Origin of the sequence: Kitasatospora sp. NPDC028055 (assembly GCF_040637885.1) — a bacterium.
Lineage (GTDB): Bacteria > Actinomycetota > Actinomycetes > Streptomycetales > Streptomycetaceae > Kitasatospora.
Window position 1 is genome coordinate 24,618 of record NZ_JBEZXE010000005.1, and the last position, 25,053, is coordinate 49,670.

28 protein-coding genes and 1 riboswitch are annotated in these 25,053 nt (G+C 72.4%); of the genes, 6 read left to right on the forward strand and 22 right to left on the reverse strand.

The genetic code is table 11. From position 1 onward, the window contains the following. Positions 1 to 121: 121 nt before the first annotated feature. From rpoZ to pyrR, 11 genes are all read right to left on the reverse strand, one after another. On the reverse strand, positions 122 to 391 hold the full coding sequence (gene rpoZ, locus AB0F71_RS08655; RefSeq protein ID WP_350736755.1) for a DNA-directed RNA polymerase subunit omega: 270 nt from the start codon (positions 389 to 391) through the stop codon (positions 122 to 124). Between the two features lie 37 nt (positions 392 to 428). Continuing rightward, on the reverse strand, positions 429 to 986 hold the full coding sequence (gene gmk / locus AB0F71_RS08660) for a guanylate kinase (RefSeq protein ID WP_360230021.1): 558 nt from the start codon (positions 984 to 986) through the stop codon (positions 429 to 431). Between the two features lie 49 nt (positions 987 to 1,035). After that, on the reverse strand, positions 1,036 to 1,362 hold the full coding sequence (gene mihF / locus AB0F71_RS08665; RefSeq protein WP_030290269.1) for an integration host factor, actinobacterial type: 327 nt from the start codon (positions 1,360 to 1,362) through the stop codon (positions 1,036 to 1,038). Between the two features lie 458 nt (positions 1,363 to 1,820). Further along, positions 1,821 to 2,654 carry an orotidine-5'-phosphate decarboxylase gene (gene pyrF, locus AB0F71_RS08670; RefSeq protein ID WP_360230023.1) on the reverse strand — a complete coding sequence of 278 codons (834 nt, stop codon included), beginning with the start codon at positions 2,652 to 2,654 and terminating at the stop codon, positions 1,821 to 1,823. Positions 2,655 to 2,705: 51 nt separating this feature from the next. Then, positions 2,706 to 3,809: a quinone-dependent dihydroorotate dehydrogenase gene (locus AB0F71_RS08675; RefSeq protein WP_360230025.1), complete on the reverse strand. Its 1,104-nt coding sequence runs from the start codon at positions 3,807 to 3,809 to the stop codon at positions 2,706 to 2,708. A 90-nt stretch (positions 3,810 to 3,899) separates the two neighbouring features. Continuing rightward, positions 3,900 to 7,208 carry a carbamoyl-phosphate synthase large subunit gene (gene carB, locus AB0F71_RS08680; RefSeq protein ID WP_360230027.1) on the reverse strand — a complete coding sequence of 1,103 codons (3,309 nt, stop codon included), beginning with the start codon at positions 7,206 to 7,208 and terminating at the stop codon, positions 3,900 to 3,902. Further along, on the reverse strand, positions 7,201 to 8,358 hold the full coding sequence (gene carA, locus AB0F71_RS08685; RefSeq protein WP_360230029.1) for a glutamine-hydrolyzing carbamoyl-phosphate synthase small subunit: 1,158 nt from the start codon (positions 8,356 to 8,358) through the stop codon (positions 7,201 to 7,203). Before carA ends, carB begins: the two co-directional genes overlap by 8 nt. Next, positions 8,355 to 8,927 carry a hypothetical protein gene (locus tag AB0F71_RS08690; RefSeq protein ID WP_360230031.1) on the reverse strand — a complete coding sequence of 191 codons (573 nt, stop codon included), beginning with the start codon at positions 8,925 to 8,927 and terminating at the stop codon, positions 8,355 to 8,357. Before AB0F71_RS08690 ends, carA begins: the two co-directional genes overlap by 4 nt. Next, on the reverse strand, positions 8,924 to 10,228 hold the full coding sequence (locus AB0F71_RS08695) for a dihydroorotase (RefSeq protein WP_360230033.1): 1,305 nt from the start codon (positions 10,226 to 10,228) through the stop codon (positions 8,924 to 8,926). The genes AB0F71_RS08690 and AB0F71_RS08695 overlap by 4 nt, the downstream gene beginning before the upstream one ends. Continuing rightward, a complete protein-coding gene (locus AB0F71_RS08700) occupies positions 10,225 to 11,208 on the reverse strand; it encodes an aspartate carbamoyltransferase catalytic subunit (protein ID WP_360230035.1) in 984 nt (327 codons plus the stop codon). The genes AB0F71_RS08695 and AB0F71_RS08700 overlap by 4 nt, the downstream gene beginning before the upstream one ends. A gap of 4 nt (positions 11,209 to 11,212) precedes the next feature. Continuing rightward, the gene (gene pyrR / locus AB0F71_RS08705; protein WP_360230037.1) at positions 11,213 to 11,836 is read right to left on the reverse strand and encodes a bifunctional pyr operon transcriptional regulator/uracil phosphoribosyltransferase PyrR; all 624 of its coding nucleotides are present in this window, start codon (positions 11,834 to 11,836) and stop codon (positions 11,213 to 11,215) included. 331 nt (positions 11,837 to 12,167) lie between these two features. On the opposite strand from pyrR, the gene AB0F71_RS08710 reads away from it, so the two are divergent. Further along, positions 12,168 to 12,671, forward strand: a complete 504-nt coding sequence (locus AB0F71_RS08710) for a transcriptional regulator (protein ID WP_030056198.1) — start codon at positions 12,168 to 12,170, stop codon at positions 12,669 to 12,671. Positions 12,672 to 12,792: 121 nt separating this feature from the next. Here the strand turns inward: AB0F71_RS08710 and AB0F71_RS08715 are convergent, their stop codons facing one another. From AB0F71_RS08715 to rpmB, 9 genes are all read right to left on the reverse strand, one after another. Continuing rightward, positions 12,793 to 13,755 (reverse strand): hypothetical protein, encoded by a 963-nt coding sequence (locus AB0F71_RS08715; RefSeq protein WP_360230039.1) that lies wholly within the window; start codon positions 13,753 to 13,755, stop codon positions 12,793 to 12,795. Positions 13,756 to 13,905: 150 nt separating this feature from the next. Continuing rightward, positions 13,906 to 14,727: a thioesterase family protein gene (locus AB0F71_RS08720; RefSeq protein ID WP_360230041.1), complete on the reverse strand. Its 822-nt coding sequence runs from the start codon at positions 14,725 to 14,727 to the stop codon at positions 13,906 to 13,908. A gap of 147 nt (positions 14,728 to 14,874) precedes the next feature. Beyond that, positions 14,875 to 15,312, reverse strand: coding sequence for a transcription antitermination factor NusB (nusB, locus tag AB0F71_RS08725; protein WP_350508646.1), 438 nt, complete (start codon positions 15,310 to 15,312; stop codon positions 14,875 to 14,877). A gap of 4 nt (positions 15,313 to 15,316) precedes the next feature. Further along, a complete protein-coding gene (gene efp / locus AB0F71_RS08730; RefSeq protein ID WP_360230043.1) occupies positions 15,317 to 15,880 on the reverse strand; it encodes an elongation factor P in 564 nt (187 codons plus the stop codon). A gap of 76 nt (positions 15,881 to 15,956) precedes the next feature. Continuing rightward, entirely contained in the window at positions 15,957 to 17,063 is a 1,107-nt protein-coding gene (locus AB0F71_RS08735) for an aminopeptidase P family protein (protein ID WP_360230045.1), read from the reverse strand. A gap of 110 nt (positions 17,064 to 17,173) precedes the next feature. Beyond that, complete coding sequence (gene rpmF, locus AB0F71_RS08740) at positions 17,174 to 17,347, reverse strand: 50S ribosomal protein L32 (RefSeq protein ID WP_360230047.1); 174 nt, start codon at positions 17,345 to 17,347, stop codon at positions 17,174 to 17,176. Positions 17,348 to 17,407: 60 nt separating this feature from the next. After that, complete coding sequence (locus AB0F71_RS08745) at positions 17,408 to 18,586, reverse strand: GTP-binding protein (protein WP_360230363.1); 1,179 nt, start codon at positions 18,584 to 18,586, stop codon at positions 17,408 to 17,410. 5 nt (positions 18,587 to 18,591) lie between these two features. Next, positions 18,592 to 18,897, reverse strand: a complete 306-nt coding sequence (gene rpsN / locus AB0F71_RS08750) for a 30S ribosomal protein S14 (protein WP_360230049.1) — start codon at positions 18,895 to 18,897, stop codon at positions 18,592 to 18,594. Further along, positions 18,897 to 19,133, reverse strand: a complete 237-nt coding sequence (gene rpmB / locus AB0F71_RS08755) for a 50S ribosomal protein L28 (RefSeq protein WP_360230051.1) — start codon at positions 19,131 to 19,133, stop codon at positions 18,897 to 18,899. The genes rpsN and rpmB overlap by 1 nt, the downstream gene beginning before the upstream one ends. A 163-nt stretch (positions 19,134 to 19,296) precedes the next feature. Between rpmB and rpmG the strand changes: the two genes are divergently transcribed. Together rpmG and AB0F71_RS08765 are read left to right on the forward strand one after the other, a co-directional pair. Next, a complete protein-coding gene (gene rpmG / locus AB0F71_RS08760) occupies positions 19,297 to 19,461 on the forward strand; it encodes a 50S ribosomal protein L33 (protein ID WP_221753949.1) in 165 nt (54 codons plus the stop codon). A gap of 30 nt (positions 19,462 to 19,491) precedes the next feature. Next, positions 19,492 to 19,740: a type B 50S ribosomal protein L31 gene (locus AB0F71_RS08765; RefSeq protein WP_360230053.1), complete on the forward strand. Its 249-nt coding sequence runs from the start codon at positions 19,492 to 19,494 to the stop codon at positions 19,738 to 19,740. Positions 19,741 to 19,824: 84 nt separating this feature from the next. Here the strand turns inward: AB0F71_RS08765 and AB0F71_RS08770 are convergent, their stop codons facing one another. Beyond that, positions 19,825 to 20,397 (reverse strand): XRE family transcriptional regulator, encoded by a 573-nt coding sequence (locus AB0F71_RS08770; protein ID WP_360230055.1) that lies wholly within the window; start codon positions 20,395 to 20,397, stop codon positions 19,825 to 19,827. Between the two features lie 212 nt (positions 20,398 to 20,609). Between AB0F71_RS08770 and AB0F71_RS08775 the strand changes: the two genes are divergently transcribed. Continuing rightward, the gene (locus AB0F71_RS08775; protein WP_360230057.1) at positions 20,610 to 21,479 is read left to right on the forward strand and encodes an EamA family transporter; all 870 of its coding nucleotides are present in this window, start codon (positions 20,610 to 20,612) and stop codon (positions 21,477 to 21,479) included. Between the two features lie 9 nt (positions 21,480 to 21,488). Here AB0F71_RS08775 and AB0F71_RS08780 read toward each other — a convergent pair whose 3' ends face one another. Further along, positions 21,489 to 22,613, reverse strand: coding sequence for a HoxN/HupN/NixA family nickel/cobalt transporter (locus AB0F71_RS08780; protein WP_360230059.1), 1,125 nt, complete (start codon positions 22,611 to 22,613; stop codon positions 21,489 to 21,491). A 31-nt stretch (positions 22,614 to 22,644) separates the two neighbouring features. Then, positions 22,645 to 22,839, reverse strand: a riboswitch (cobalamin riboswitch). Positions 22,840 to 22,920: 81 nt separating this feature from the next. On the opposite strand from AB0F71_RS08780, the gene AB0F71_RS08785 reads away from it, so the two are divergent. Both AB0F71_RS08785 and AB0F71_RS08790 read left to right on the forward strand, forming a co-directional pair. Beyond that, positions 22,921 to 23,304: a metalloregulator ArsR/SmtB family transcription factor gene (locus AB0F71_RS08785; RefSeq protein WP_360230061.1), complete on the forward strand. Its 384-nt coding sequence runs from the start codon at positions 22,921 to 22,923 to the stop codon at positions 23,302 to 23,304. A 53-nt stretch (positions 23,305 to 23,357) separates the two neighbouring features. Next, positions 23,358 to 25,046, forward strand: coding sequence for a hypothetical protein (locus tag AB0F71_RS08790; RefSeq protein ID WP_360230063.1), 1,689 nt, complete (start codon positions 23,358 to 23,360; stop codon positions 25,044 to 25,046). The last annotated feature ends 7 nt before the right edge of the window (positions 25,047 to 25,053 follow it).

A 25,053-nucleotide genomic window follows, 5' to 3' on the forward strand; every position in this document is an offset into this window, starting at 1 on the left:
ACGACCCCTCGACGATCACCCGCACCGTGCCCCACCCCCGACCAGAAGACGGCCAGCGGAAACGCCGGAGGGCCCGGCGGAAGGATTCCGCCCGGCCCTCCGGGGAAGTTGCGGGGCTGCCTCAGACGGCGCCCTCGACCGCCTCGGCGGTCAGCATGCCGGCGTTGATCTCGCGGAGCGCGATCGACAGCGGCTTCTCGTGCACGTGGGTGTCGACCAGCGGGCCGACGTACTCCAGCAGGCCCTCGCCGAGCTGGGAGTAGTAAGCGTTGATCTGGCGCGCGCGCTTGGCGGCGTAGATCACGAGGCTGTACTTCGAGTCGGTGGCCTCAAGCAGCTCGTCGATCGGCGGGTTGATGATGCCCTCGGGCGCGGTCATGGAAGAGGACACGCGAAAACCTTCCGAAAGGGTGGAAAAGACTGACAGGTCAGGCTACACCGAGCAAGGCTAGCAGTTCGGCCGCTACCTGCTCGACGGAGGTGTTGACAAGGGTCGTGTCGAACTCGGCCTCGGCCGCGAGCTCGACCTTGGCCGCCTCCAGCCGCCGATCGATCACGTCCTGCGGCTCGGTGCCCCGGCCGGTCAGCCGACGGACCAGCTCGTCCCAGCTCGGCGGAGCCAGGAAGACCAGCTGGGCGTCCGGCATCGACTCGCGCACCTGGCGGGCGCCCTGGAGGTCGATCTCCAGCAGGACGGGCTCACCGCGCTCCAGCTTCTCCAGCACCGCCGCGCGCGGGGTGCCGTAACGGTTCCCCGCGAACTCGGCCCACTCCAGCAGCTCGCCGTTGGCGATCAGCTTGTCGAACTCGTCGTTGTCGACGAAGTGGTACTGGACCCCGTTCTTCTCGCCGGGCCTCGGGTGCCGGGTGGTGGCCGACACCGAGAGCCAGACCTCGGGGTACATCTTCCTCATATGAGCGACGACCGTGCTCTTGCCGACCCCCGAGGGGCCGGAGAGCACGGTCAGCCGCGGACGCTCACTCATGCACCGATTATCCCGGATCGCGGACGATCCTGGGACCACGGGGGCACGGTCAGGCGGCGCCACCGCCGAACTCCCGCTCCAGGGAGGCGATCTGGTTCGTTCCGAGACCGCGGACACGGCGGCTCTCGCTGATGCCGAGGCGCTCCATGATCTGCTTGGCACGAACCTTGCCGACGCCCGGAAGGGACTCCAGCAGGGCCGACACCTTCATCTTGCCGATGACGTCGTTGTCGTTCTTGCCGGCCTTGATCACCTCGTGCAGGGAGGCGCCGGAGTGCTTGAGCCGGTTCTTGACCTCGGCGCGCTCCCGGCGAGCCTCGGCGGCCTTGGCGAGCGCGGCGGTGCGCTGTTCAGGGGTAAGGGGCGGAAGAGCCACGCCGTTCACCTCAGGGTGTGGAAGGAAGGGATTGAGCTATGACTGGTTCGGTACCTAGGACACCGTCCGCAAGGGGAGCCCAATGGGGAACCACAGGGCCCTGACCTGCGGGAGCTACGGGTTTCGCGGCTCGCCGATGACCTATCGCCGGACACTACCCGGATTGCGGCGCCACGTCAGGAAAAGAACACGAAAAGTCCTGGTCAGCCAAGGCCGACCAGGACTTTCCGGGGCAAAATGACCGCGATTGCGAGACTTTGGCGGGCCCGATGTGACGGCGCTCACGTCAACTCCGGTGCCGCCCCGCCGTCCTGCGGACACTGCGCACGGTCACCGATCGGCTACCGCGGCCCCACCGGCCGGACCGCTCCGGCCACTTGACGCCGCCCACCGCCGCCCACCGCTGGCCACCCGAGCCACCCGCCGGCGGCGACCCGCCGGCGGCGACCCGGCGGCGGCTACCGGACGGCGTCCGCGAACTCGCCGGCGAAGCGCTCCGCCGCCGCCCGCAGCGCCGGAACCGACGGCCCGTGCTTGAGCACGTCCCGGCTGACACTCGGCACCACGTTGATCACCGAGGCGCCGAACACCCGCGGCAGGTCCGCCATGGTCGCGCCCTGGGCGCCGATCCCGGGGGCCAGCAGCGGCCCGTTGATGGCCAGGTCCACGCCCGCGTCGGCCAGCGTCGCGCCGACCACCGCGCCGAAGGAGCCCAGCGGCGCGGCGTCCGCGTTCTCCGCCGCCAGCTGGCGCAGCACCGAGGCCGCGACCGGCTCGCCGTCGGCCCCGACGGCGCGCTGCACCTCGGCGCCCTCCGGGTTGGAGGTGAGCGCCAGCGCGAACACCCCGCAGCCCTGCTCACGGGCCAGGTCGAGGGCCGGGCGCAGCGAACCGAAGCCCAGGTACGGGCTGACCGTGACGGCGTCCGAGAACAGCGGGCCGGACGGCGACAGGAAGGCCTCCGCGTAGGCGGCCATGGTGGAGCCGATGTCGCCGCGCTTGGCGTCCATCAGGACCAGCGCACCGGCCGCCCTGGCCTCCTCGACGGTCTTCTCCAGCACCGCGACGCCCTTGCTGCCGAAGCGCTCGAAGAAGGCGGCCTGCGGCTTGAGCACCGCGACCCGGTCGGCCAGGGCCTCCACCACGGTGCGGCTGAACGTCTCCAGCCCCGCGAGGTCGTCGCCGAGCCCCCAGGCGGAGAGCAGGGAGGCGTGCGGGTCGATGCCGACGCAGAGCTGGCCGCGGGTGTCGAGGGCCTGGCGCAGCCGGGCGCCGAACGGGGCGAGGGTCATGTCGTCCTTTCCAGGGGTGGTACGGCCTGCTGCGAGACCGGTCAGGGGGGGTCAGGCGCCGCGGACGGCGCTGCCGACGGCCGCGGCGAGGTCGCGGAAGCCCGCGGCCCGGATCCGGGCGGAGAGGCCCCGGTGGATCCGGCGGCACCAGAACGGACCCTCGTAGATGAAGGCGCTGTAGCCCTGCACCAGGTCGGCGCCGTGGATGATCCGCTGCCAGGCGTCCTCGGCGGTCTCCACGCCGCCGACCGAGACCAGGGTCAGCCGGCCGCCGGTGCGGGCGCGCAGCCGCTGGAGCACCTCCAGGGCGCGGGCCTTGAGCGGGGCGCCGGACAGGCCGCCCATGCCGATCTCCTCGACCCGCTGCGGGTCGGCCAGCAGGCCGTCCCGGCCGATCGTGGTGTTGGTGGCGATGATGCCGTCCAGGCCCAGCTCCAGGGCGAGGTCGGCGACGGCGTCGACGTCCTCGTCGGCCAGGTCCGGGGCGATCTTGACCAGCAGCGGCACGTGGTGCGCGGTGGTGCGGTCGGCGGCCTCGCGCACGGCGGCGAGCAGCGGGCGCAGGTGGTCGACGGCCTGGAGGTTGCGCAGCCCGGGGGTGTTCGGGGAGCTGACGTTGACCACCAGGTAGTCGGCGTACTTGGCCAGCCGCTCGGTCGACTTGACGTAGTCGGCGACGGCGTCGGCCTCCTCGACCACCTTGGTCTTGCCGATGTTGACGCCGATCACCGGGGTGGAGCTGGTGTGCGGGCGGGCGGCCAGCCGGGCGGCGACCCGGGCCGAGCCCTGGTTGTTGAAGCCCATCCGGTTGATCAGCGCGCGGTCCTCGACCAGGCGGAACAGCCGGGGCGCCGGGTTGCCGGGCTGGGGCTCCCCGGTGATGGTGCCGATCTCGACGTAGTCGAAGCCGAGCATGGCCAGGCCGTCGATGCCGACGCCGTTCTTGTCGAAGCCGGCCGCGAGCCCGAACGGGCCGGGCAGGTCGAGGCCGAGGGCCCGGGTGCGCAGCGCGCGGTCGCGCGGGGCGAGCACCAGCCGCACCAGGGTGCGCAGGCCGGGGACGGAGGAGGCCAGGCGGATCCAGAAGAAGGCCAGGTGGTGGGCCTTCTCCGGGTCCATCCGCTTGAACACGAGGTCGAACAGGAACTTGTACACAGCGGGGTCAACTCCCGGGGCAAGCAGTGGATTTCGGGCAAGCGAGTGGGGGGCACCAATCCGGCTCCGGTGCCCCCCACTGCGGTGGTGCTACTTGCGGCCGGCGTTGATCAGCTCGGCGTGCTCCTGGAGCGACATCACTCCGACCTCGTCGCGCAGCAGCGCGTCCATGCCCTGGACGGCCGCGCCCATCGCCTGGACGGTGGTCAGGCAGGGTACCCCGCGGGAGACCGCCGCGGTGCGGATCTCGTAGCCGTCCAGGCGCCCGCCGGTGCCGTACGGCGTGTTGATGATCAGGTCGACCTCGCCGTCGTGGATCAGCTGGACGATGGTCTTCTCGCCGTTCGGGCCCTCGCCCTCGCTGTGCTTGCGCACCAGCGTGGACGGGATGCCGCCGCGCTGGAGCACCTCGGCGGTGCCGGCGGTGGCGAGCACCTCGAAGCCGAGGCCGACCAGCGCCCGGGCCGGGAAGACCAGGTTGCGCTTGTCCCGGTTGGCGACCGAGACGAAGACCTTGCCCTTGGTCGGCAGGGCGCCGTAGGCACCGGCCTGGGCCTTGGCGTAGGCGGTGCCGAAGACCTTGTCGATGCCCATGACCTCACCGGTCGAGCGCATCTCCGGGCCGAGCACGGTGTCCACGCCGCGGCCGTGGATGTCGCGGAAGCGGCTCCACGGCATCACGGCCTCCTTGACCGCGATCGGCGCGTCGGCCGGCAGCGTGCCGCCGTCGCCCTCGGCCGGGAGCATGCCCTCGGCGCGCAGCTCGGCGATGGTGGCGCCGAGCGAGATCCGGGCGGCGGCCTTGGCCAGCGGCACCGCGGTCGCCTTGGAGGTGAACGGGACGGTCCGGGAGGCGCGCGGGTTGGCCTCCAGCACGTAGAGGATGTCACCGGCCAGCGCGAACTGGATGTTGATCAGGCCGCGGACGCCGACACCGCGCGCGATGGCCTCGGTGGAGGTGCGCAGGCGCTTGATGTCGTAGCCGCCGAGGGTGATCGGGGGCAGCGCGCAGGCGGAGTCGCCGGAGTGGATGCCGGCCTCCTCGATGTGCTCCATGACGCCGCCGAGGTAGAGCTCGGTGCCGTCGTAGAGCGCGTCGACGTCGATCTCCACCGCGTCGTCCAGGAAGCGGTCGATCAGCACCGGGTGCTCGGAGATCAGACCGGCGTGCCGCTCCAGGTAGGAGGCGAGCGAGGCCTCGTCGTAGACGATCTCCATGCCGCGGCCGCCGAGCACGTAGGACGGGCGGGCCAGGACGGGGTAGCCGATCTCGTCGGCGATCGCCTTGGCCTCCGCGAAGGAGAAGGCGGTGCCGTGCTTGGGGGCGGGCAGCCCGGCGTCGCGCAGCACGCGGCCGAAGGCGCCGCGCTCCTCGGCGAGGTCGATCGCCTCGGGCTGGGTGCCGACGATCGGCACACCGTTGTCCTTGAGCGCCTGGGCCAGGCCGAGCGGGGTCTGGCCGCCGAGCTGGACGATCACACCGGCCAGCGGACCGGCCTGCTGCTCGGCGTGGACGATCTCCAGCACGTCCTCCAGGGTGAGCGGCTCGAAGTAGAGCCGGTCGGAGGTGTCGTAGTCGGTGGAGACGGTCTCCGGGTTGCAGTTGACCATGACGGTCTCGAACCCGGCCTCGGCCAGCGCGAAGGAGGCGTGCACGCAGGAGTAGTCGAACTCGATGCCCTGGCCGATGCGGTTGGGGCCCGAGCCGAGGATGATCACGGCCGGCTTGGTGCGCGGGGCGACCTCGCTCTCCTCGTCGTAGGACGAGTAGAAGTACGGGGTCTTGGCGGCGAACTCGGCGGCGCAGGTGTCGACGGTCTTGAACACCGGGCGGATGCCGAGCGCGTGGCGCACCTCGCGGACGACATCGGCGCGCAGGCCGCGGATCTCGCCGATCTGCTGGTCGGAGAAGCCGTGCCGCTTGGCGTGGCGCAGCAGCTCGGGGGTGAGCTCCTCGGCCTCGGCCAGCTCGCCGGCGATCTCGTCCAGCAGGAAGAGCTGGTCGACGAACCACGGGTCGATCTTCGTGTACTCGAAGACCTCCTCGGGGGTGGCGCCGGCCCGGATGGCGTCCATCACGGTGTTGATCCGGCCGTCGGTCGGCACGGTGGCCTTGGTCAGCAGCTCGGCCTTGTCGCCGAGCGGGCCGGTCCAGCTGAACTGGGAGCCCTTCTTCTCCAGCGAGCGCAGCGCCTTCTGGAGCGCCTCGGGGAAGTTGCGGCCCATGGCCATGGCCTCGCCGACCGACTTCATGGTGGTGGTCAGCGTGGCGTCGGCGCTCGGGAACTTCTCGAACGCGAACCGCGGGACCTTGACCACGACGTAGTCGAGGGTCGGCTCGAAGGAGGCCGGGGTCTGCTCGGTGATGTCGTTGGGGATCTCGTCCAGGGTGTAGCCGACGGCCAGCTTGGCGGCGATCTTGGCGATCGGGAAGCCGGTGGCCTTGGAGGCGAGCGCCGAGGAGCGGGAGACGCGCGGGTTCATCTCGATGACGATGACCCGGCCGTCGACGGGGTTGACGGCGAACTGGATGTTGCAGCCGCCGGTGTCGACGCCGACCTCGCGGATCACGGCGATGCCGATGTCGCGCAGGATCTGGTACTCGCGGTCGGTGAGGGTCATCGCCGGGGCGACGGTGATCGAGTCACCGGTGTGCACGCCCATCGGGTCGAAGTTCTCGATGGAGCAGACGACCACGACGTTGTCGTTCTTGTCGCGCATCAGCTCCAGCTCGTACTCCTTCCAGCCGAGGATGGACTCCTCCAGGAGCACCTCGGTGGTCGGCGAGAGGGCCAGGCCCTGGCCGGCGATCCGGCGCAGGTCCTCCTCGTTGTGGGCGAAGCCGGAGCCGGCGCCGCCCATGGTGAAGGAGGGGCGCACCACGACCGGGTAGCCGCCGAGCGTGTCGACGCCGGCCAGCACCTCGTCCATGGTGTGGCAGATGACCGAGCGGGCGGACTCGCCGTGGCCGATCTTGGCCTTGACGGCCTCGACCACGCCCTTGAACAGCTCGCGGTCCTCGCCCTTGTTGATCGCCACGACGTCGGCGCCGATCAGCTCGACGCCGTACTTCTCCAGCGTGCCGGCGCTGTGCAGCGAGATCGCGGTGTTGAGCGCGGTCTGGCCGCCCAGGGTCGGCAGCAGCGCGTCGGGGCGCTCCTTGGCGATGATCTTCTCGACGAAGTCCGGGGTGATCGGCTCGACGTAGGTGGCGTCGGCGATCTCCGGGTCGGTCATGATCGTGGCCGGGTTGGAGTTGACCAGCACGACCCGCAGGCCCTCGGCCTTGAGGACGCGGCAGGCCTGGGTGCCCGAGTAGTCGAACTCGGCGGCCTGGCCGATGACGATCGGGCCGGAGCCGATCACCAGGACGGACTTGATGTCAGTGCGCTTAGGCACGCTGGCCCTCCATGAGCTTCACGAAGCGGTCGAACAGGTAGGCGGCGTCGTGCGGGCCGGCGGCCGCTTCGGGGTGGTACTGCACGCTGAAGGCGGGGACGTCGAGTGCCTGCAGGCCCTCGACCACGTCGTCGTTGAGGCAGACGTGGGAGACCTCGACCCGCCCGTAGGGGGTGTCGCTCACCTTGTCCAGCGGCGCGTTCACGGCGAAGCCGTGGTTGTGGGCGGTCACCTCGACCTTGCCGGTGGTGCGGTCCTGCACCGGCTGGTTGATGCCGCGGTGGCCGTACTTGAGCTTGTAGGTGCCGAAGCCGAGGGCGCGGCCGAGGATCTGGTTGCCGAAGCAGATCCCGAAGAACGGGGTCCTGCGCTCCAGCACGCCCTGCGCGACGGCGACCTGGTGGTCGGCGGTGGCCGGGTCGCCCGGGCCGTTGGAGAAGAAGACGCCGTCCGGGTTGACCGCGTAGACGTCCTCCAGGGTGGAGTTGGCGGGCAGCACGTGCACCTCGATGCCGCGCTCGGCCATCCGCTGCGGGGTCATCGCCTTGATGCCGAGGTCCAGCGCGGCGACGGTGAACTTCTTCTCACCGACGGCGGGCACGATGTACGGCTCGGTGGTGGCGACCTCGGCGCACAGGTCGGCGCCCTTCATCTCGGGCGACTGCTGCACCCGGGCGAGCAGGGCGGCCGGGTCGGCCAGCGCCTCGCCGGAGAAGATGCCGCAGCGCATCGCGCCGCGCTCGCGCAGGTGGCGGGTCAGCGCGCGGGTGTCGATGCCGCTGATGCCGACGACGCCCTGGCGGTTCAGCTCCTCGTCCAGCGAGCGGCGGGAGCGCCAGTTGGAGGCCACCCGGGCGGGGTCGCGCACGACGTACCCGGCGACCCAGATCTGCTTGGACTCGTCGTCCTCGTCGTTCCAGCCGGTGTTGCCGATCTGCGGCGCGGTCATCACGACCACCTGGCGGTGGTACGACGGGTCGGTGAGGGTCTCCTGGTAGCCGGACATGCCGGTGTTGAAGACCGCCTCGCCGAAGGTCTCGCCGGTCGCGCCGTAGGCCTGGCCGCGGAAGGTCCGGCCGTCCTCCAGGACGAGCACGGCCGGGATGCGCTCCCGCCGTTGGCGCTGCGTGGTGGGGGCAGGTGCGGTCATTGCGCGGCCTCTTCCGTCTTCTTCGTCTTCGTGGTACGTGTTGCGAGCTCGTTGATCGCCTCGACCCAGGCGGCGTGCTCGTCGGGGTGGTCGGCCCGGAAGCCGGAGTCCAGCTCGGTGCCCTCGTGGGCCCAGGTGACGACCAGCAGTCCGGAGGGGACGACCTTGCCGGCGATCCCGGAGTCCGTCCGGGCACCGGTGAGCTGCTCGGCCGGGATCCAGTAGTCGACGTCGCCGGGGCGCTGCACCAGCAGGCCGTCCGTGCCGAGGGTGAGGTCGGCCCGGCTGCGGGTGCCCAGGCCGTGCGCGACGACCCGGTCGAGCCAGTTCCCGGCGGTGGTGGTGCCGTGGTACCGGCCGCTGGTCTCCAGGATGGTGCGTCCGGCCCGGGCCGGCACGGCGGGCAGCGGCGGGATCCCGGACTGCAGGGTGCGGCGCCAGTTCCAGCCCTGGCGCATCAGCCAGTAGATCAGGCCGATGATCACCAGCAGCCCGACCGACCAGCCGATGTAGCCCGGCCAGTCGGTGACCCTCGCCTGCTCCCTGGCCAGCGTGACGTAGCCGGTCACGCCAGGCCGCCCTGCTCGGCCAGCTCGCCGGCCAGCACGGTGGCGCGGCCGCGCAGGAAGGTGGCGTGCACCCGTCCGGGCAGGTCCATGCCCTTGTAGGGGGTGTTGCGGCTGCGGGTGGCGAAGCTCTCGGGGTTCACGGCCCCACGGTACGCGGGATCGAAGAGCACCAGGTTCGCGGGCTCACCCACCGAGATCGGCCGGCCGTGTCCGGTGAGCCGGCCGATCCGGGCCGGGCGGTGCGACATCCGGTCGGCGACGCCCTCCCAGTTCAGCAGGCCGGTGTCGACCATGGTCTGCTGGACGACCGACAGCGCGGTCTCCAGGCCGACCATGCCCATCGCGGCCACGGCCCACTCGCAGTCCTTGTCCTCAGCCGGGTGCGGCGCGTGGTCGGTGGCGACGGCGTCGATGGTGCCGTCGGCCAGCGCCTTGCGCAGCGCCTGGACGTCCTCGGCGGTGCGCAGCGGCGGGTTCACCTTGTACACCGGGTCGTAGGAGCGGACCAGCTCGTCGGTGAGCAGCAGGTGGTGCGGGGTCACCTCGGCGGTGACGTCCCAGCCCTTGGACTTGGCCCAGCGGACGATCTCGACGGAGCCGGCCGTGGAGAGGTGGCAGACGTGCAGCCGGGAGCCGACGTGCGCGGCGAGCAGCACGTCGCGGGCGATGATCGACTCCTCGGCGACGGCCGGCCAGCCGCCGAGCCCGAGCTCGCCGGAGACCTGGCCCTCGTTCATCTGGGCGCCCTCGGTCAGCCGCGGCTCCTGGGCGTGCTGGGCGACGACGCCGTCGAAGGCCTTGACGTACTCCAGGGCGCGGCGCATCAGCACCGCGTCGTCCACGCACTTGCCGTCGTCGGAGAAGACCCGGACGCCGGCCGCGGACTCGTGCATCGCGCCGAGCTCGGCGAGCTTCTTGCCCTCCAGGCCGACGGTGACGGCGCCGACCGGCTGTACGTCGCAGTAGCCGGCCTCCTGGCCGAGCCGCCAGACCTGCTCGACCACGCCCGCGGTGTCGGCCACCGGGGTGGTGTTGGCCATCGCGTGCACGGCGGTGAAGCCGCCCATCGCGGCGGCCTGGGTGCCGGTGAGCACCGTCTCGGCGTCCTCGCGGCCGGGCTCGCGCAGGTGGGTGTGCAGGTCGACCAGGCCGGGCAGGACGATCATGCCGGTGGCGTCGATCTCGATGTCCGCCTCGACCGCCAGGCCGGTGCCGATCTCCTTGATGACGCCGTCGGCGAGGTGGAGGTCCTGCGGGGCGCCGCCCAGGATCTTGGCGTTGCGGATCAGGTAGCTGGTCACTGGACGGTCTCCACGGAGTCGGTGCGGGCGGCGGGCGCGTCGGCGAGGGTGGCTCCGCCGAGCAGCAGGTACAGGACGGCCATCCGGACGGAGACCCCGTTGGCGACCTGCTCGACCACGGTGCAGCGCGGCGAGTCGGCGACCTCGGCGGTGATCTCCATGCCGCGGACCATCGGGCCGGGGTGCATCACGATGGCGTGCCCGGGCAGCTGGGCCATCCGGAGGCCGTTCATGCCGTAGCGGCGGCTGTACTCGCGCTCGGTCGGGAAGAACGCGGCGTTCATCCGCTCGCGCTGCACCCGCAGCATCATCAGCGCGTCGGTCTTGGGCAGCACGCTGTCGAGGTCGTAGCTGACCTCGCAGGGCCAGTTCTCGATGCCGATCGGCAGCAGGGTCGGCGGGGCGACGAAGGTCACCTGGGCACCGAGGGTGGTCAGCAGGTGCACGTTGGAGCGGGCGACCCGGCTGTGCAGGATGTCGCCGACGATGGTGACCCGCCGCCCGGCCAGGTCGTTGCCGAGGCCGGCGTTGAGGTGGCGGCGCATGGTGAAGGCGTCGAGCAGGGCCTGGGTGGGGTGCTCGTGGGTGCCGTCACCGGCGTTGATCACACTGCCGTGCAGCCAGTCGGACTGGGCCAGCCGGGCCGGCGCGCCGGAGGCGTGGTGGCGGATGACGACCGCGTCGGCCCCCATCGCCTGGAGGGTGAGCGCGGTGTCCTTGAGGCTCTCGCCCTTGGAGACCGACGAACCCTTGGCGGAGAAGTTGATGACGTCCGCGGACAGTCGCTTCTCGGCGGCCTCGAAGGAGGTCTTGGTACGGGTGGAGTCCTCGAAGAAGAGGTTGACGACGGTGCGGCCGCGCAGCGTGGGCAGCTTCTTGACGGCCCGGCCGGAGAGCTGGGCGAGCTCCTCGGCGGTGTCCAGGATCAGCAGCGCGTCGTCGCGGCTGAGATCGGCGGCGGAGACGAGGTGGCGCTTCACGCGGCTACTCCGGGAGGTGCGGTTCGGTGGGCTGGGAGGCCAGGGCCTGCGTGCTGCGGGCGGCGTGGTCGCGGTCGCCGACCAGGACGGCGTCCACGCCGTCGGTGTCGGCCAGGCGGACCTGCACGGCCTCGCGCAGCGAGGTGGGGAGGTTCTTGCCCACGTAGTCGGCCCGGATCGGCAGCTCGCGGTGGCCGCGGTCGACCAGGACGGCGAGCTGCACGGCGCGCGGGCGGCCGATGTCGTTCAGCGCGTCGAGCGCGGCGCGGATGGTGCGGCCGGAGAACAGCACGTCGTCGACGAGGATGACCAGCTTGCCGTCGATGCCGCCGGGCGGGATCTCGGTGTGCTCCAGGGCGCGGGCGGGCTTCAACCGCAGGTCGTCCCGGTACATGGTGATGTCCAGGGTGCCCAGCGGGATCTCGCGCCCGGTGATCTGGGCCAGCCGGCCGTGCAGGCGGCGGGCGAGGTGGACGCCCCTGGTGTGGATGCCGAGCAGCACGACGTCCTCCGCGCCCTTGGCGCGCTCGACGATCTCGTGCGCTATCCGGGTGACGACCCGGGCGATGTCCGTGCCGTCCAGCACCTGGTGCGGCGGTCGCGGCGTCTGTTCCTGGTGTGTGGTCATGCCGAAGCGGACCTCCTTCCCCGCCTCACTGGACGGGCCTTAAAGGATGTCTGGGATTGCGCCCCCGCCGACCGGGCGTGGGCTTCGGGTCATCCTATCAGCGCGCCGCACGGCAAACGGACCTCCATCATTCCGCTTCTCCGGGTTCACGCACCGGATGCGCCGATGATGCGGGCCATTCGCACGACTGCCCCATTCGGCTTGACGCAACTACCTTACTCTACGTAACCTCACAGTGAGTTACGAGACAGGCGTCGAACCCACCGGTAACGACGCCGGCAACGCCCGTGACCCACCACTGAACGCGAAGCAATCTCGTCCGGGGAGATCAATGTCCAGCGACTACGCGAAGCAGCTCGGAGGCAAGCTCCGAGCGATCCGCACTCAGCAGGGGCTCTCCCTGCACGGTGTCGAGGAGAAGTCCCAGGGGCGCTGGAAGGCAGTCGTCGTCGGCTCGTACGAGCGCGGCGACCGTGCGGTCACCGTGCAGCGGCTGGCCGAGCTCGCCGAGTTCTACGGCGTGCCGGTGCAGGAGCTGCTGCCCGGAGGCACCCCCGGCGGCGCGGCCGAGCCGCCGCCGCGCCTGGTCCTCGACCTGGAGAGACTGACCCAAGTCCCGTCCGAGAAGGCCGGTCCGCTGCAGCGCTATGCGGCGACCATCCAGAGCCAGCGCGGCGACTACAACGGCAAGGTCCTCTCGATCCGCCAGGACGACCTGCGCACGCTGGCCGTCATCTACGACCAGTCGCCGTCGATCCTCACCGAGCAGCTGATCTCCTGGGGCGTGCTCAACCCCGACGCGCGCCGCGCGGTGCGCGAGGAGGACGCGAGCTGACGCTCGCCACAGCGGCTCCGCCGGAAGGCGGGCCTCGGCCGGCTACAGCCAGCAGAAACGTCACGGCGCGGTCCCTGGTCCTTCCGGGGGCCGCGCCGCGGTCTGCCGGGCGGTCACCGGCTCAGCAGACCGTGCCCAGGCTGTAGCCCGGCTGCGCCGCCACGCCGTCCAGCCGCACCGGGCGGGCGGCCGGCGCCCAGTCCGGGCCGCTGCTCGACCAGGCCCAGGCGACCGGCAGGAAGCAGTCGTCAGCAGCCCCGCCGCGGGATCCGTCGGCGCCCGCACCGCGGGCCCCGGAGGCCGCCGTACCCTGCGAACCGTGCAGCACCGCGACGCCCGGCAGCTCCAGCGCCAGCCCGGCGCACAGCACCGCGCAGACCAGGTCCAGGTCCTCGTCGTTGATCCGCACCACGCCGTCCTCCCACTGCAGGACCCGGGCCGCCGCGGCCAGCCGCCCGCCCGGCGCGTCCACCCGCAGGCGCAGCTCGTACACCCCGGCGCCCGCGCCCACCAGCATCCGGCGGAACACCTCGCCGCCGCGCTGGTAGGCGGCCCGCACCCAGCGCGCGTGCTCCTCGTCGGCCTCCCCCGCGCCCCCGTACAGCCCGCCGTCGAGCAGCAGGTCGGCGTGGCAGAGCGTCAGCCCGTTCTCCCGGGCCCGGACCAGTCGCGGCACGAAGTCCCCGGCCAGCTCCTCGCCCTGGTAGGGCAGCAGCTGGGTCTGCAACGGCGGGTTGACCAGGTAGCGGTCGCGGGCGGCGGGCTCGGCCGGGTCCAGGCCGTGCAGCAGGCAGAACTCCTCGAAGTCCTGCGGGTGGAACATCCGGGCCCGGACGGTCTCGAACCGCTCCAGCGCGTCGGCCAGCAGCTCGGCGGTGTCGGCCAGGTAGCGCTCGTAGTCGGGGGCGTCGCACACGCCCCAGGCCCGGGCCCGCGCGAAGTCCGCGGCACTGGTGAGCACGCCGAGGACGAACGCCTGCTCGGCCCCCTCGACCTGCCGCGGCCGGTGCGGCGCCCGCAGCGCGGGGCGCAGGCCGGCGGTGCAGTCGGAGTTGCGGCGGGCGCGGCCCTTGCGGCTGGTCATCGGTGGCTCCTGACATCTGCTGGGGGCCGTCGAGCGGTGACGGTCAGCGGCGGGGCTCGCCGCTGACCGTGTTACTCCCCAGTTCCGCGCGCCACACACGTACGGCGTGTCACGGAAATGTAACCACCGGTAATAGGGGTCGTCACGGCCTCAGCGCGGCACCCGGGCCAGCTGGCGGGACTGGGCGACCAGGCGTCCGGACTCGTCCCAGACCTCGGCGTCCTCCTCGAAGTAGCCGCCGGCCACGTTGCGGGTGGAGTGGACGACCCGCAGCCAGCCCGGGGCGGGCCTGGCCCGCAGGTGGACGGTCAGCTCGACGGTCGGGGCCCAGCCCGGCAGGCCGAGGTCGAAGGTGACCGGCGGGAGCGCGTCGGCGACCAGCAGGAGCAGCAGCGGGTCGGGGTCGCGGCCGTCGGCGAGCCGGAACCAGCCCTGGATCCGGCCGTTGCCGGAGGGCTGGCCGAGCGCCCAGCCGACGGTGGCCGGGTCGAGCCGCAGGTCGAAGCGCTCCAGCAGGGCGGCCTGCTCGATCAGCTGCTTGGGCGCGTGCTCGACGCCGATGCACTGGTCCGGCGGCGGCAGCTGCGGCGGGGTCGCGGTGGTGCGCACCTCCCCGTCGGCGGTCGAGAGGTCGCCGTGGCTGGCCACCACGCGCAGGCGTTCGACGCCGTCCTGGCTGAGCGAGGCGGTGCCGGTGGACAGCCCGCGGCCGGTGCGCAGCACCTCGGTGCGGACGGTGGCCGGGCCGGGGGTGGAGGCGGACAGGTAGTAACCGCTGATCGACACCGGGTCGGGGTGCTGCCCGTGCTCCAGCGACAGCGCGTGTCCGGCCACCGCGAGCAGCAGCCCGCCGTTGACCCCGCCGCCGATCTGCCAGCCGGCGCCGAGCTCGGCCTCGTAGCGGCCGGCCTCCTCGGGATGTCTGGTGAGGGCGATGCCCCGGTCGAACTCGCTGCGGGTCGCGGTGGTCATGGCTGTGGCCTGCCCTTCGGGTCACCGACGGCGCCGTCGGCGAAGTTACTGACGAGTAGGGTCCACCCTACGCCCACCGGCCGAAACGCGGAACGGCCGCAGGCCCCGGAAATCCGGGGGCCTGCGGCCGTCTGCGAACTGCACCGACTAGCGGCGGATGCTCGGCTTCAGCTCCAGGAAGCGGGCGAGCATGCCGTTGACGAAGGCCGGGGAGTCGTCCGTGGAGAACTCCTTGGCGATCTCCACGGACTCGTCCAGGACGACCGCGTCCGGGACGCCGTCCTCCCAGATCAGCTCGTAGGCGCCGAGCCGCAGGACGTTGCGGTCCACGATCGGCATCCGGTCGAGGGTCCAGCCCACCGCGTACTGCTCGATCAGGTCGTCGATGCGACGCGCGTGCTGGACGTACCCCTCGATCAGCTCCATGGTGTACTCGCCCACCTGCGGGGTGCCCTCGTCGGGCTTGGGCTCGCGGGCGCGCGCCACCCAGTCGGCGAGGACCTGCTGCGGGTCGACCCCGCGGTGGTCGGCCTCGAAGAGGATCTGGAAGGCCCGGGTGCGGGCCTTGCTACGTGCGGCCGACACGGACTTACTTCACCCGGCCGAGGTAGCTGCCGTCGCGGGTGTCGACCTTGACCTTCTCGCCGGTGACGACGAAGAGCGGGACCTGGATCTCGGCACCGGTCTCCAGGGTGGCCGGCTTGGTGCCACCGGTGGAGCGGTCGCCCTGGACGCCCGGCTCGGTGTGGGCGATCTCGAGCTCGACGGAGGTCGGGAGCTCGATGTAGAGCACCGCGCCCTCGTTGGTCGCGACGAGGGCCTCGAAGCCCTCCAGCAGGTAGTTGGCGGCGTCACCGACGATGGCCGGCTCGATGGTGAGCTGGTCGTAGGTGTCCATGTCCATGAACACGAAGTTCTCGCCGTCCTTGTACGAGAACTGCATGCCGCGCTTGTCGACGTTGGCCGTCTCGACCTTGGTGCCGGCGTTGAAGGTCTTGTCGACGACCTTGCCCGTCAGGACCTCCTTGAGCTTCGTACGCACGAAGGCCGGGCCCTTGCCGGGCTTGACGTGCTGGAACTCGACGACGGACCAGAGCTTGCCGCCCTCCAGCTTGAGGACCATGCCGTTCTTGAGATCGTTCGTGGAAGCCACGGGCGCACTTACTCCTGGATATAGCTGTCAAGGAACCAAGGGTCGCGTCCTGCCGCCGTCGGCCCGGGGGCCGCCGTCACAGGGCGAGGAGCTCCTTGGTGGTGATGGTGAGCAGCTCGGGCCCGCCCTCCTCGAGGGGGCGCACGACGAGCGTGTCCTCGATCCGGACCCCGCCCTTGCCCGGGAGGTGGACTCCCGGACCGACGGTGACCGGCACGCGGCTGTCCAGTTTACCCATGTCCGACGGACCGAGGCGCGGCGCCTCCCGGATCTCCAGCCCGATGCCGTGGCCGACCGGGTGCGGGGAGGCCTCGGTGTACCCGGCCGCCTCCAGGACCTGCCGGGCCACCCGGTCGGGTACGCACTGCTCCACGCCCGGGCCGAGCGCCTCCCGGCCGGCCCGCTGGGCGCGGAAGACCAGCCGGTGCAGCTCGACCTGCCAGGGTGCGGGAGCGGCGCCGATCACGAAGGTCCGGGCGGTCGAGACGCCGTAACCCCGGTACTGGGCGCCCATCACCACGGTGAGGAAGTCGCCCTCCTCCACCCGGCGGTCGGTGGGCTGGTGGGCCGGCTGGCCGGAGTGGCTGCCGGTGCCGACCGACACCGGGAAGGCCGCCCGGTCGGCGCCGTGGTCGATCATCCGGCGCTCCAGCTCCATCGCCAGGTGGCGCTCGGTCCGGCCCACCAGGATCGACTCCAGCAGCTCGCCCAGCGCCTGGTCGGCGATCTCGGCGGCGATCCGCAGGTCCGCGATCTCGTGCTCGTCCTTGACCACCCGCAGCCGCTCCACCACCTGGCCGAGGTCCGCCAGCCGGCCGCCCTCCAGCAGGCCCGCGACCGCCCGGTGCCGGGTGACGGTCAGGTCGTGCTCCTCGACCGCGAGGGCGCGCACCCCCAGCCGACCCGCGGTGGCGGCGGCCGCCAGGGCGGTGTCCGCCCCGGCCGTCACCGGCACCTGGGTGACGTCGGCGGCGATCAGGTGCTCCCCCGAGTCGTCCGGCGGCAGGTCGTCCGGCAGCGTCAGCAGCACCCGGTCCCTTGTCAGCAACAGGGTCGCCCCGCAGGGCGCGCAGCCCGTCAGGTACCGCACGTTCGCCGCCCGGGTGATCAGCGCCGCGTCGGCCCCGGCCGCACTGCAGTGCTCCCTCACCCGCTCCCGCCGCCCCGCGTACGCATCCGCCATGCGTCGAGCCTACGAACCCCCGGCCCGAACCGCCCGCCGAGCACCCCCGAGGGATGCGCCGGCACCCCACTGCGCCCCGCGCGCCCCTGCTCACGCCCTCCTGCCCGCCGTCACCTCCCGTCCGGGTCGAGCAGGCCCCGGCGGTAGGCCGCGACGAGGTTCTGCGGGACGAGCATCTCCCGACCGTTCAGGGTGATCGGGACGAGCTTCGGGCCGGTCGCCTTCCACTGGGCGCGGCGGTGCCGGGTGTTGCTGCGCGAGGTCTTGCGCTTGGGGACTGCCATCGGGGCTCCTTGTCGGGTGGTGCCGGGTGGACCGGATCGGTCAGAGGTGGACGGGGTCGGTCAGAGGTGGACGGGGTCGAGGAGGTCCCGGAAGCCGTCCGGGAGGGCCTTCCAGCCGGGTTCGCCGGCGGCGAGTTCGGCGTCGGTGAGCAGGCAGGAGTCGAGCAGTTCGGTGATGCCGTCCACGTCCAGCCCCTCCGCGGTGAAGCTGAGCTGCTGCACCCGGTCCCCGTGCAGCGGGTGCCAGTCGAGGGCGGCCGCGGCGCGGCGGGCCGGCGGGTAGAGGTCCCAGGCGGCGTCGGGCAGGGCGGTCAGCCAGGGCCCGCACTCCTCGACCGCGAGATTGGCCCCGGCCGCGTCCCAGGCGAGCATCAGGTCGGGCCGGTTGGCGAGCCAGAACCGGCCGCGGCTGCGCTGGGCGGCCGGGACGAGCAGTTCGAGGGCCCCGTGCAGCCGTTCCGGGTGCAGCGGGCGGCGGCGCTCCCAGACCAGGGTGCTCACCCCGGCCTCGTCGCTCTCCTGGGGGAGCAGCGCGATCGCCGGGTTGACGCGGTCGCGCGCGGCGGCCACGTCGAAGCCGCCGAGGGCGGCCCGGGTAAGCGCGCCGGTGCCGAGCCGGACCACCCGGGCGGTCGGGTGGAGCTGGCGCAGCAGGGCCAGCCCCGGCCCGTGCGCGGTGGCGCGCGGCACGGCGAGCGTGGTGGCGTACTCGATCTGGTGGGCGAGCGCCTCGGCGCGGGTGCGTTCGTCCTGGGCGGCGGTGTGCAGCCCGTGCTCCACCAGCTCGTCGGAGACGGACAGGTCACCGATCAGCCGGTCCGGGTCGACGGCGGTGACCACGCCCGCGAGTTCGACCGCCTCCGCCAGCGGGCGGCCGTCCGCCTCGCCCCCGGCGAGCAGCTCAACGGCGGGGTGCGGGTCGCTGCCGCCCCAGAGTTCCACCACCGCGAGCCCGTGCCGGCCGCCCTCGGCGAGGGCCAGCAACCGGGGCAGCAGGTCCTCGCGCAGGGCGCAGCACGGGCAGTCGTTCACCAGCGGGGTCGAGCCGGTGTCGAACGCCCCGTCGGCGTCGCGCAGTTCGCGGTGGACCAGGCCGAGCGAGGCGTCCCGCAGGTCGTGCCGCAGCACCACGGCGTCCACCGCGGCGGCCGCCAACTCCTGGACGACGGCGCTGCGTTCGTCCGAGTGCAGTCCGGCGACCACCACCACCGGGAGGCGGGTGCCGTCCATGCCGTCCATGCCGGTCACCAGCTCGCCTTTCGCACGCCCGGCAGGTGCCCGGCGTGGGCGTGGACGCGCAGGTTGACCCGGGAGAGGCCGAAGGCGCGCAGGTAGCCGCGCGGCCGGCCGTCGACGGCGTCGCGGTTGCGGACCCTGGTGGCGCTCGCGTCGCGGGGCTGGCGGGCGAGCTCGGCCTGGGCGGCGGCGCGCTCGGCGGGGTCGGTGCCGGGGTGGGCGATGATCCGCTTGAGCTCGGCCCGGCGCTCGGCGTAGCGGGCGACGATCGCGCGCCGCTGCTCGTTCTTGGCGATCTTGCTCTGCTTGGCCATCAGACCTTCTCCCCCCGGGCGCGGATGCGGGCGACGGCGGCCTCGACGCCGATCGTGTCGACGGTCTTGATCCCCTTGGCGCTCAGCACCAGCCGGACGTACCGGCCCTCGCTGGGCAGCCAGTAGCGCTTGCGCTGGATGTTGGGGTCGAAGCGGCGCGGGGTGCGGCGGTGCGAGTGCGAGATCGCGTTGCCGAAGCCGGGCCGGCGACCGGTGAGCTGGCAGTGGGCGGACATGGGTGCTCCCTGTCGTCCGGGAATGGGCAGGACGGAGGTCACGTTACACCAGATGAAAATGACTTCCATTTCGGTGTACGGTTCCGATCCAGCCCCGCGGACCCCGCACCACGAGACCCCGGGACCCGAAGCCCACGAGCCCGCGACCCCAGGAGGACGCCCGATGGCCCGCAACGAACTGCGCCCCGTGATCAAGCTCCGCTCCACCGCCGGCACCGGCTACACCTACGTGACCCGCAAGAACCGGCGGAACGACCCGGACCGGATGGTCCTGCGCAAGTACGACCCGGTCGTGGGCCGGCACGTCGACTTCCGCGAAGAGCGCTGACCGCACGAACCCCCTCGGAGGAGCCCCACCATGCAGCCCGGAATCCACCCCGCCTACCGCCCGGTCGTCTTCCGCGACAAGGTCGGCGGCCTCGCCTTCCTCACCCGCTCGACGGCCACCAGCGACCGCACCGTCGAGTGGGAGGACGGCAAGACCTACCCGGTGATCGACGTCGAGATCTCCTCGGCGAGCCACCCCTTCTACACCGGCCAGTCCCGGGTGCTCGACACCGCCGGCCGGGTCGAGCAGTTCCGCCGCCGCTACGGCGACCGGCACTGACGACGGAACGCGAACGGCGCCTCCCCCGGCTCGGGGAGGCGCCGTTCGCGACGTACGGGGACGGCGCGACGTACGGGGACGGACTCAGCGCGGCGGCGGCACGGACACCACCATGGTCAGCCGCAGCTCCCGCTCCCCCGCGTTGCGGTAGACGTGCGCGAAGGAGGCGTCGAAGGAGACCGTGCTCCCGACCGGCACGGTGTGCTCGCGCTCGCCGTGCACCAGGGTCAGCTCGCCCTCGACGACCCGGAGGATCTCCACCGTCCCGGCCGGGTGCGGCTCGGAGGAGTACTCCTCACCGGGCGCCATCCGCCACTCCCACAGCTCGAGCGGCCCGGGCGCCTCGATCCCGTGCAGCAGGGTGCCGGTCCCGCCGGCCGGCCCGTTCCAGAGCGGGACGGCCTGGTCGCCGGGCACGATACGGACGTCCGGGCCCTCCTCGTAGTCGAGCAGGGTGGCGATCGAGACGCCGAGCGCGTCGCCGAGCCGGACCACGGTGGCCACGCTCGGATTGGTGCGGCCCTGCTCGATCTGGACGATCATGCCCCGGCTCACCCCGGACCGGGCGGCGAGGGCGTCCAGGGTGTGGCCGCGCTCGGTGCGCAGCCGCTTGAGGTTCCGGGCGAGGGCCCTGGAGACCAGGTCGGGGTCCGGCACGCGGGCAGTCCTCCGGTGTCTCACCGTACGAGAAGTACAGAATAGTGTTCGGCCGAGTTCAGTTTTTTGCACTACGCTGCCGTTCCGGCAACAAGTCCATCCGACTGTACTTCGGAGTGCATTGTGCTGTCCTCGATCCCCCGCGCCCCGGCCCCCCGGGGCTCGACCCCGCACGCCGTGACCCCGCACGCCGTGAGCCCCGGGGCGCTGCGGTGACCGCCCTGCTCGCCCTCGCCGCCAGCCTGCTCACCGGCCTCGGCGACTTCGGCGGCGGCATCCTCACCCGCCGACTGCCCGCACTCGCCGTCGTGGTCGTCTCCCAGGCCACGGCCGCCGCCGTACTGCTGCTCGCGGTGCTGGCCACCGGCGGCTGGGCCGACGCCTCTCCGGCCCTCTGGTACGCCGTCGCCGCCGGGGTGATCGGCCCGTTCGCGATGCTCGCCTTCTACCGGGCGCTCGCCCTCGGCCCGATGGGCGTGGTCTCCCCGCTGGCCACCGTGGGCGTCGCCGTCCCGGTCGGCCTCGGGCTCGCGCTCGGCGAGCGGCCCGGCCCGGCACAGCTGGCCGGGATCGCGGTGGCGGTGGCCGGCGTGGTGCTGGCCGGCGGGCCCGAACGCGGCGGACCGGCCGCCGCCCGTACCGCCCTGCTGCTCACCCTGGCCGCCGCCTTCGGCTTCGGCGCCAACATGTCCCTGCTCGCCCAGGCCTCGGCCGGCGGCGGGCTGCTGCTGGTGCTGTGCGTCCAGCGGCTGGTCAACATCGCGGTCGGCGGCGCCGCGCTGCTGTACTCGCTGCGTGGCGTGTACTCGCTGCGTGGCGCCGCCGACGGCGGACTGCTGCCCGGGCTGCGCGCCCGGCTGCCGCTGCTCACCGCCGTGGGGCTGCTCGACGTGGCCGGCAACGCCGCCTACGCGTCGGCCTCGCACGGCGGCTCGGCGGCGGTGGCCGCCGTGCTGGCCTCGCTCTACCCGGTGGTCACCGCGCTGCTGGCGCGCGGGGTGTTGAAGGAGCGGCTGCGCCCGGTCCAGGTGGTCGGCGCCGGGCTCGCCGTGGCGGGCACGCTGCTGCTCGCGGCGGCGTGACCCCGACCGCTACTGCTGCTGCTGCGCGGGAGTCCAGCGCTTCTCGACGCCCGCCAGCTTCCAGTACCCGATGGCGATCGCCCACACCACCACGAACAGCCCGGCGATCGCGTAGCCGACGTTGTCCAGCGAGATGTCCGCGATGAACCCGGTCACCGGGTCGGTCAGGTCGAGCTTCTCGTGCAGCACGCCGACCAGTTCGATGGTGCCGATGATGAAGGCCACCGCGATCGACAGCCCGGTGATGGTCAGGTTGTAGTACACCTTGCGCACCGGGTTGGAGAAGGCCCACTGGTACGCGAAGTTCATGAACGTCCCGTCCAGGGTGTCGAACAGGCTCATCCCGGCCGCGAACAGCAGCGGCAGGCAGACGATCGCGTACCAGGGCAGCCCGGCCGCCGCGCCCGAACCGGCCATCACCATCAGGGTGACCTCGGTCGCGGTGTCGAAGCCCAGGCCCAGCACCATGCCGACCGGGAACATCTGCCCGGGCCGGGTGATCGAGCGGGTCGCCCGGTTCAGGATCCGGGCCATGAAGCCGCGCGAGTCGAGGTGCGCCTCCAGCTCCGACTCGTCGAACTGCCCGGCCCGCATCGAGCGGAACACCTTGAGGATGCCGAGCAGCGCCGCCAGGTTGAGCGCGCCGATCAGGTAGAGGAAGGCACCGGAGGCCGTGGTGCCGACCACCCCGAGCCACTTGTGGGTGGCCGAGTCGTCGTCCATCAGGGTGTTCGCCAGCTGGGCGCCGCCCGCCACCAGGGCGGCCATGATGACCACCATCGAGGAGTGCCCGAGGGCGAACCAGAACCCGACCGAGACCGGCCGCTTGCCGTCCGCCATCAGCTTGCGGGTGGTGTTGTCGATCACCGCGATGTGGTCGGCGTCGAAGGCGTGCCGCATGCCGAGGGTGTAGGCGGTGATGCCCAGGCCCACCCCGAAGACCTGGGTGCCGACGGCGTAGTTGTGCGGCGCGACCAGGAAGATGAGGGTCCCGAAGGCCACCACGTGCATGGCCAGGATCACCCCCATCAGCCCGGCGGTACGGACGGTGTCCTCGCGCTTCCACCGGAAGGTGGGCAGTACGGAGGGGGCGGGGTCCGCCTCGGCGGGCGCGGCGGTTTCGGGCAGGGTCATCTTCGGATCACGCTCCAGCACCTCGTGGAATGACTTCGTGAGATGCCGTGGCCGGTCTCCTGGCTTACGGGGCTCCCGGACCCGCCTTCCCAGGCGCACGAAGCGCCCAGTGGCATGTGGGTCCGGACTTCTCTCCCCCGATCACAGTGGCGAGGGCCGCTCCGGAGCAGGACCTGTCGAAGGTCCGTCACCGGTATTCCCGAGCACCACGGCGGGGAACACCGTAGGGGCAGGACCGCACCCTCGCAAGGTTGCGCACCTGTGCAGGTGTCCAGGATCACAGGTCGTGAGCTGCCAGAATGTCCGCATGCATCTCGTACCGGCCGACCGCGCGGGCCACCGCACCATCGACGGACACCGGGTCTGCGAAGCCATCGCCGCCATCGGTGACACCGAGCACGTCCGGTCCTGGGCCGAGCGGTTCTCCCTGCTCGCCGACCCCGGACGGCTCGCCCTGCTGCTCGCCCTCCACCGGGCCGGCCCGCTCGCCGTCAGCGACCTGGCGGTCGCCACCGGCATGCGCGACCCGGCCGTCTCCCAGGCCCTGCGGCTGCTCCGCACGGCGGGAGTGGTCACCGGAGACAAGGACGGACGCGTGGTGCGCTACCGGCTCGTGGACGACGCCATGCGCCCCCTGCTCGACGAATGCGCCGCCGCCGATCACGAGGAGCCCGCCGCTGCGGCGGGCTGACCGACACTCGGCAAACCACGCCGGGGGCGCGGGGGGATGAGTACGATCTTCGTGTGCTGATTCGCCTCCGGCCTCGGCCTTGGCCCGACGACTCGCGCTGGGATTCCCGACCGGTCACGGCGCGCGTCCTCGCCGTCGCCCGCACGCTCACCTCGGCCACCCGGGTTCTCGACGTGCTCATGCTGCTGCGTGGTCAGGACGGCATCAGGTTCTACATCACCGTCAACCCCGGCTCGGAGTTCGCCACCGGACTCGACGACTACCTCCGCACCCTGCCCGGCAACATCACCGTGCTGCCCTGGGAGGAGGCCGTCCGCTACGAGTTCGACCTTGCCGTCGCCTGCGCCGTCCACGCCTCCATGCACCGGCTGCACGCGCCGCTCGTCGTCCTCCCGCACGGCGCCGGGTACAACCGGCTGGTCACCGAGTCCACCGGCGACCCGGTCAGCGCCGCCGGCCTGTCCCGGCGGGAACTCACCTACCGGCGGCGGGTGTTCCCCAGCGTCGTCGGCCTCACCCACTCCGAACAGTTCGGCCGGCTGGCGGACTGGTGTCCCGAGGCCCTCCCCCGCGCCCGGGAGGTCGGCGACCTCTGCCACGACCGGATGCAGCACAGCGCGGACTCCCGGGACCGCTACCGCGCAGCGCTCGGCGCCGTCGACGGACGGCGCCTGGTCGTGGTCAACTCCACCTGGAGCGAACACTCGTTATTCGCCCACGCCCTCGACCTCCCGTCCTCGCTCATCGCCCAGCTCCCGGCCGACGAGTACACCGTGGCGGTGATCCTGCACCCCAACATCTGGGCCAAGCACGACCCGGAGGCGATCCTCGCCGCCGCCACCCGCTCCGGCCTGCGGCTCATCCCACCGCACCAGGGCTGGCAGGCCACCGTCGTCGCCGCCGACTGCCTGATCGGCGACCACGGCTCGGTCTCCTTCTACGGTGCGGCCCTGCGGCACCCGACCCTGCTCGTCACCACCGGCGCCGCCGAACTCGACCCGCGGTCCCCCACCTACGCCTTCGGCCAGGCCGCGCCCGCGCTCGATCCGCACAGCGACCTGCTGGCCCAGATCGAACAGGCCATGGCGAAGCACGATCCGGCCTCACTGCAGTCGATCACCGACCGCTCGCTCGGCCGACGCGGTCGTTCCGGCGAGCTCCTGGCCACCCTGCTGCACGACTTCCTGCCGGCCGTCGACCGGCCGGCCAAGGCCCCGGACCTGCCGCCCTACCCGGCGCCCGTCCCGCTACCCGCCGAGTCGCCGACGGCCTACGACGTCGAGGGCGAATGCCGGGGCAGCGAGGTCAGCCTCCGCCGGTTCCCGATCGTCGTCCCCGAGCGCCACCGCCCCCGTGGCTTCCACGTCGCGAGCACCGAGGAACCCGTCCGAGAACTGAAGTTCACGGCGGAGGTCCTGGCCCGCACCACGATCCGGGCCGAACGGCCCGCCGAGCACTGGCTCGCCGAGGCCTCGGCCGACTGGCCGGGCGCCGCCGTGCTGGTGGCCGCCCTCGGTGAGGCCCGCCATCTGGTCCGGCTGCCCGACGGCCTGCTCCTGGAGGCACAGGCCGAGGAAGCCTGGGGCATCACCGAGCCGCTCCTGGACCCGCTCCTGTTGGGTTCCGCGCTCGTCCTGTGGCTCGCCGACGGCGGCGAGCCGGCCCTGCTGCCCGACCACGGCCTCACCATCCGCACCGGCACCCACCTGACCCGGGTGGCCTTCACGGCACGGCCGGCCTAGACACGCC

Coding starts and splice junctions, on each gene's coding strand:
- gmk (WP_360230021.1), bottom strand. CDS start 986: ATGAGTGAGCGTCCGCGGCTGACCGTGCTCTCCGGCCCCTCGGGGGTC.
- pyrF (WP_360230023.1), bottom strand. CDS start 2,654: ATGACCCTCGCCCCGTTCGGCGCCCGGCTGCGCCAGGCCCTCGACACC.
- carA (WP_360230029.1), bottom strand. CDS start 8,358: ATGACCGCACCTGCCCCCACCACGCAGCGCCAACGGCGGGAGCGCATC.
- pyrR (WP_360230037.1), bottom strand. CDS start 11,836: ATGACCACACACCAGGAACAGACGCCGCGACCGCCGCACCAGGTGCTG.
- AB0F71_RS08710 (WP_030056198.1), top strand. CDS start 12,168: ATGTCCAGCGACTACGCGAAGCAGCTCGGAGGCAAGCTCCGAGCGATC.
- AB0F71_RS08715 (WP_360230039.1), bottom strand. CDS start 13,755: ATGACCAGCCGCAAGGGCCGCGCCCGCCGCAACTCCGACTGCACCGCC.
- AB0F71_RS08720 (WP_360230041.1), bottom strand. CDS start 14,727: ATGACCACCGCGACCCGCAGCGAGTTCGACCGGGGCATCGCCCTCACC.
- AB0F71_RS08735 (WP_360230045.1), bottom strand. CDS start 17,063: ATGGCGGATGCGTACGCGGGGCGGCGGGAGCGGGTGAGGGAGCACTGC.
- rpmF (WP_360230047.1), bottom strand. CDS start 17,347: ATGGCAGTCCCCAAGCGCAAGACCTCGCGCAGCAACACCCGGCACCGC.
- AB0F71_RS08745 (WP_360230363.1), bottom strand. CDS start 18,586: ATGGACGGCATGGACGGCACCCGCCTCCCGGTGGTGGTGGTCGCCGGA.
- rpsN (WP_360230049.1), bottom strand. CDS start 18,897: ATGGCCAAGCAGAGCAAGATCGCCAAGAACGAGCAGCGGCGCGCGATC.
- rpmB (WP_360230051.1), bottom strand. CDS start 19,133: ATGTCCGCCCACTGCCAGCTCACCGGTCGCCGGCCCGGCTTCGGCAAC.
- rpmG (WP_221753949.1), top strand. CDS start 19,297: ATGGCCCGCAACGAACTGCGCCCCGTGATCAAGCTCCGCTCCACCGCC.
- AB0F71_RS08765 (WP_360230053.1), top strand. CDS start 19,492: ATGCAGCCCGGAATCCACCCCGCCTACCGCCCGGTCGTCTTCCGCGAC.
- AB0F71_RS08780 (WP_360230059.1), bottom strand. CDS start 22,613: ATGACCCTGCCCGAAACCGCCGCGCCCGCCGAGGCGGACCCCGCCCCC.
- AB0F71_RS08785 (WP_360230061.1), top strand. CDS start 22,921: ATGCATCTCGTACCGGCCGACCGCGCGGGCCACCGCACCATCGACGGA.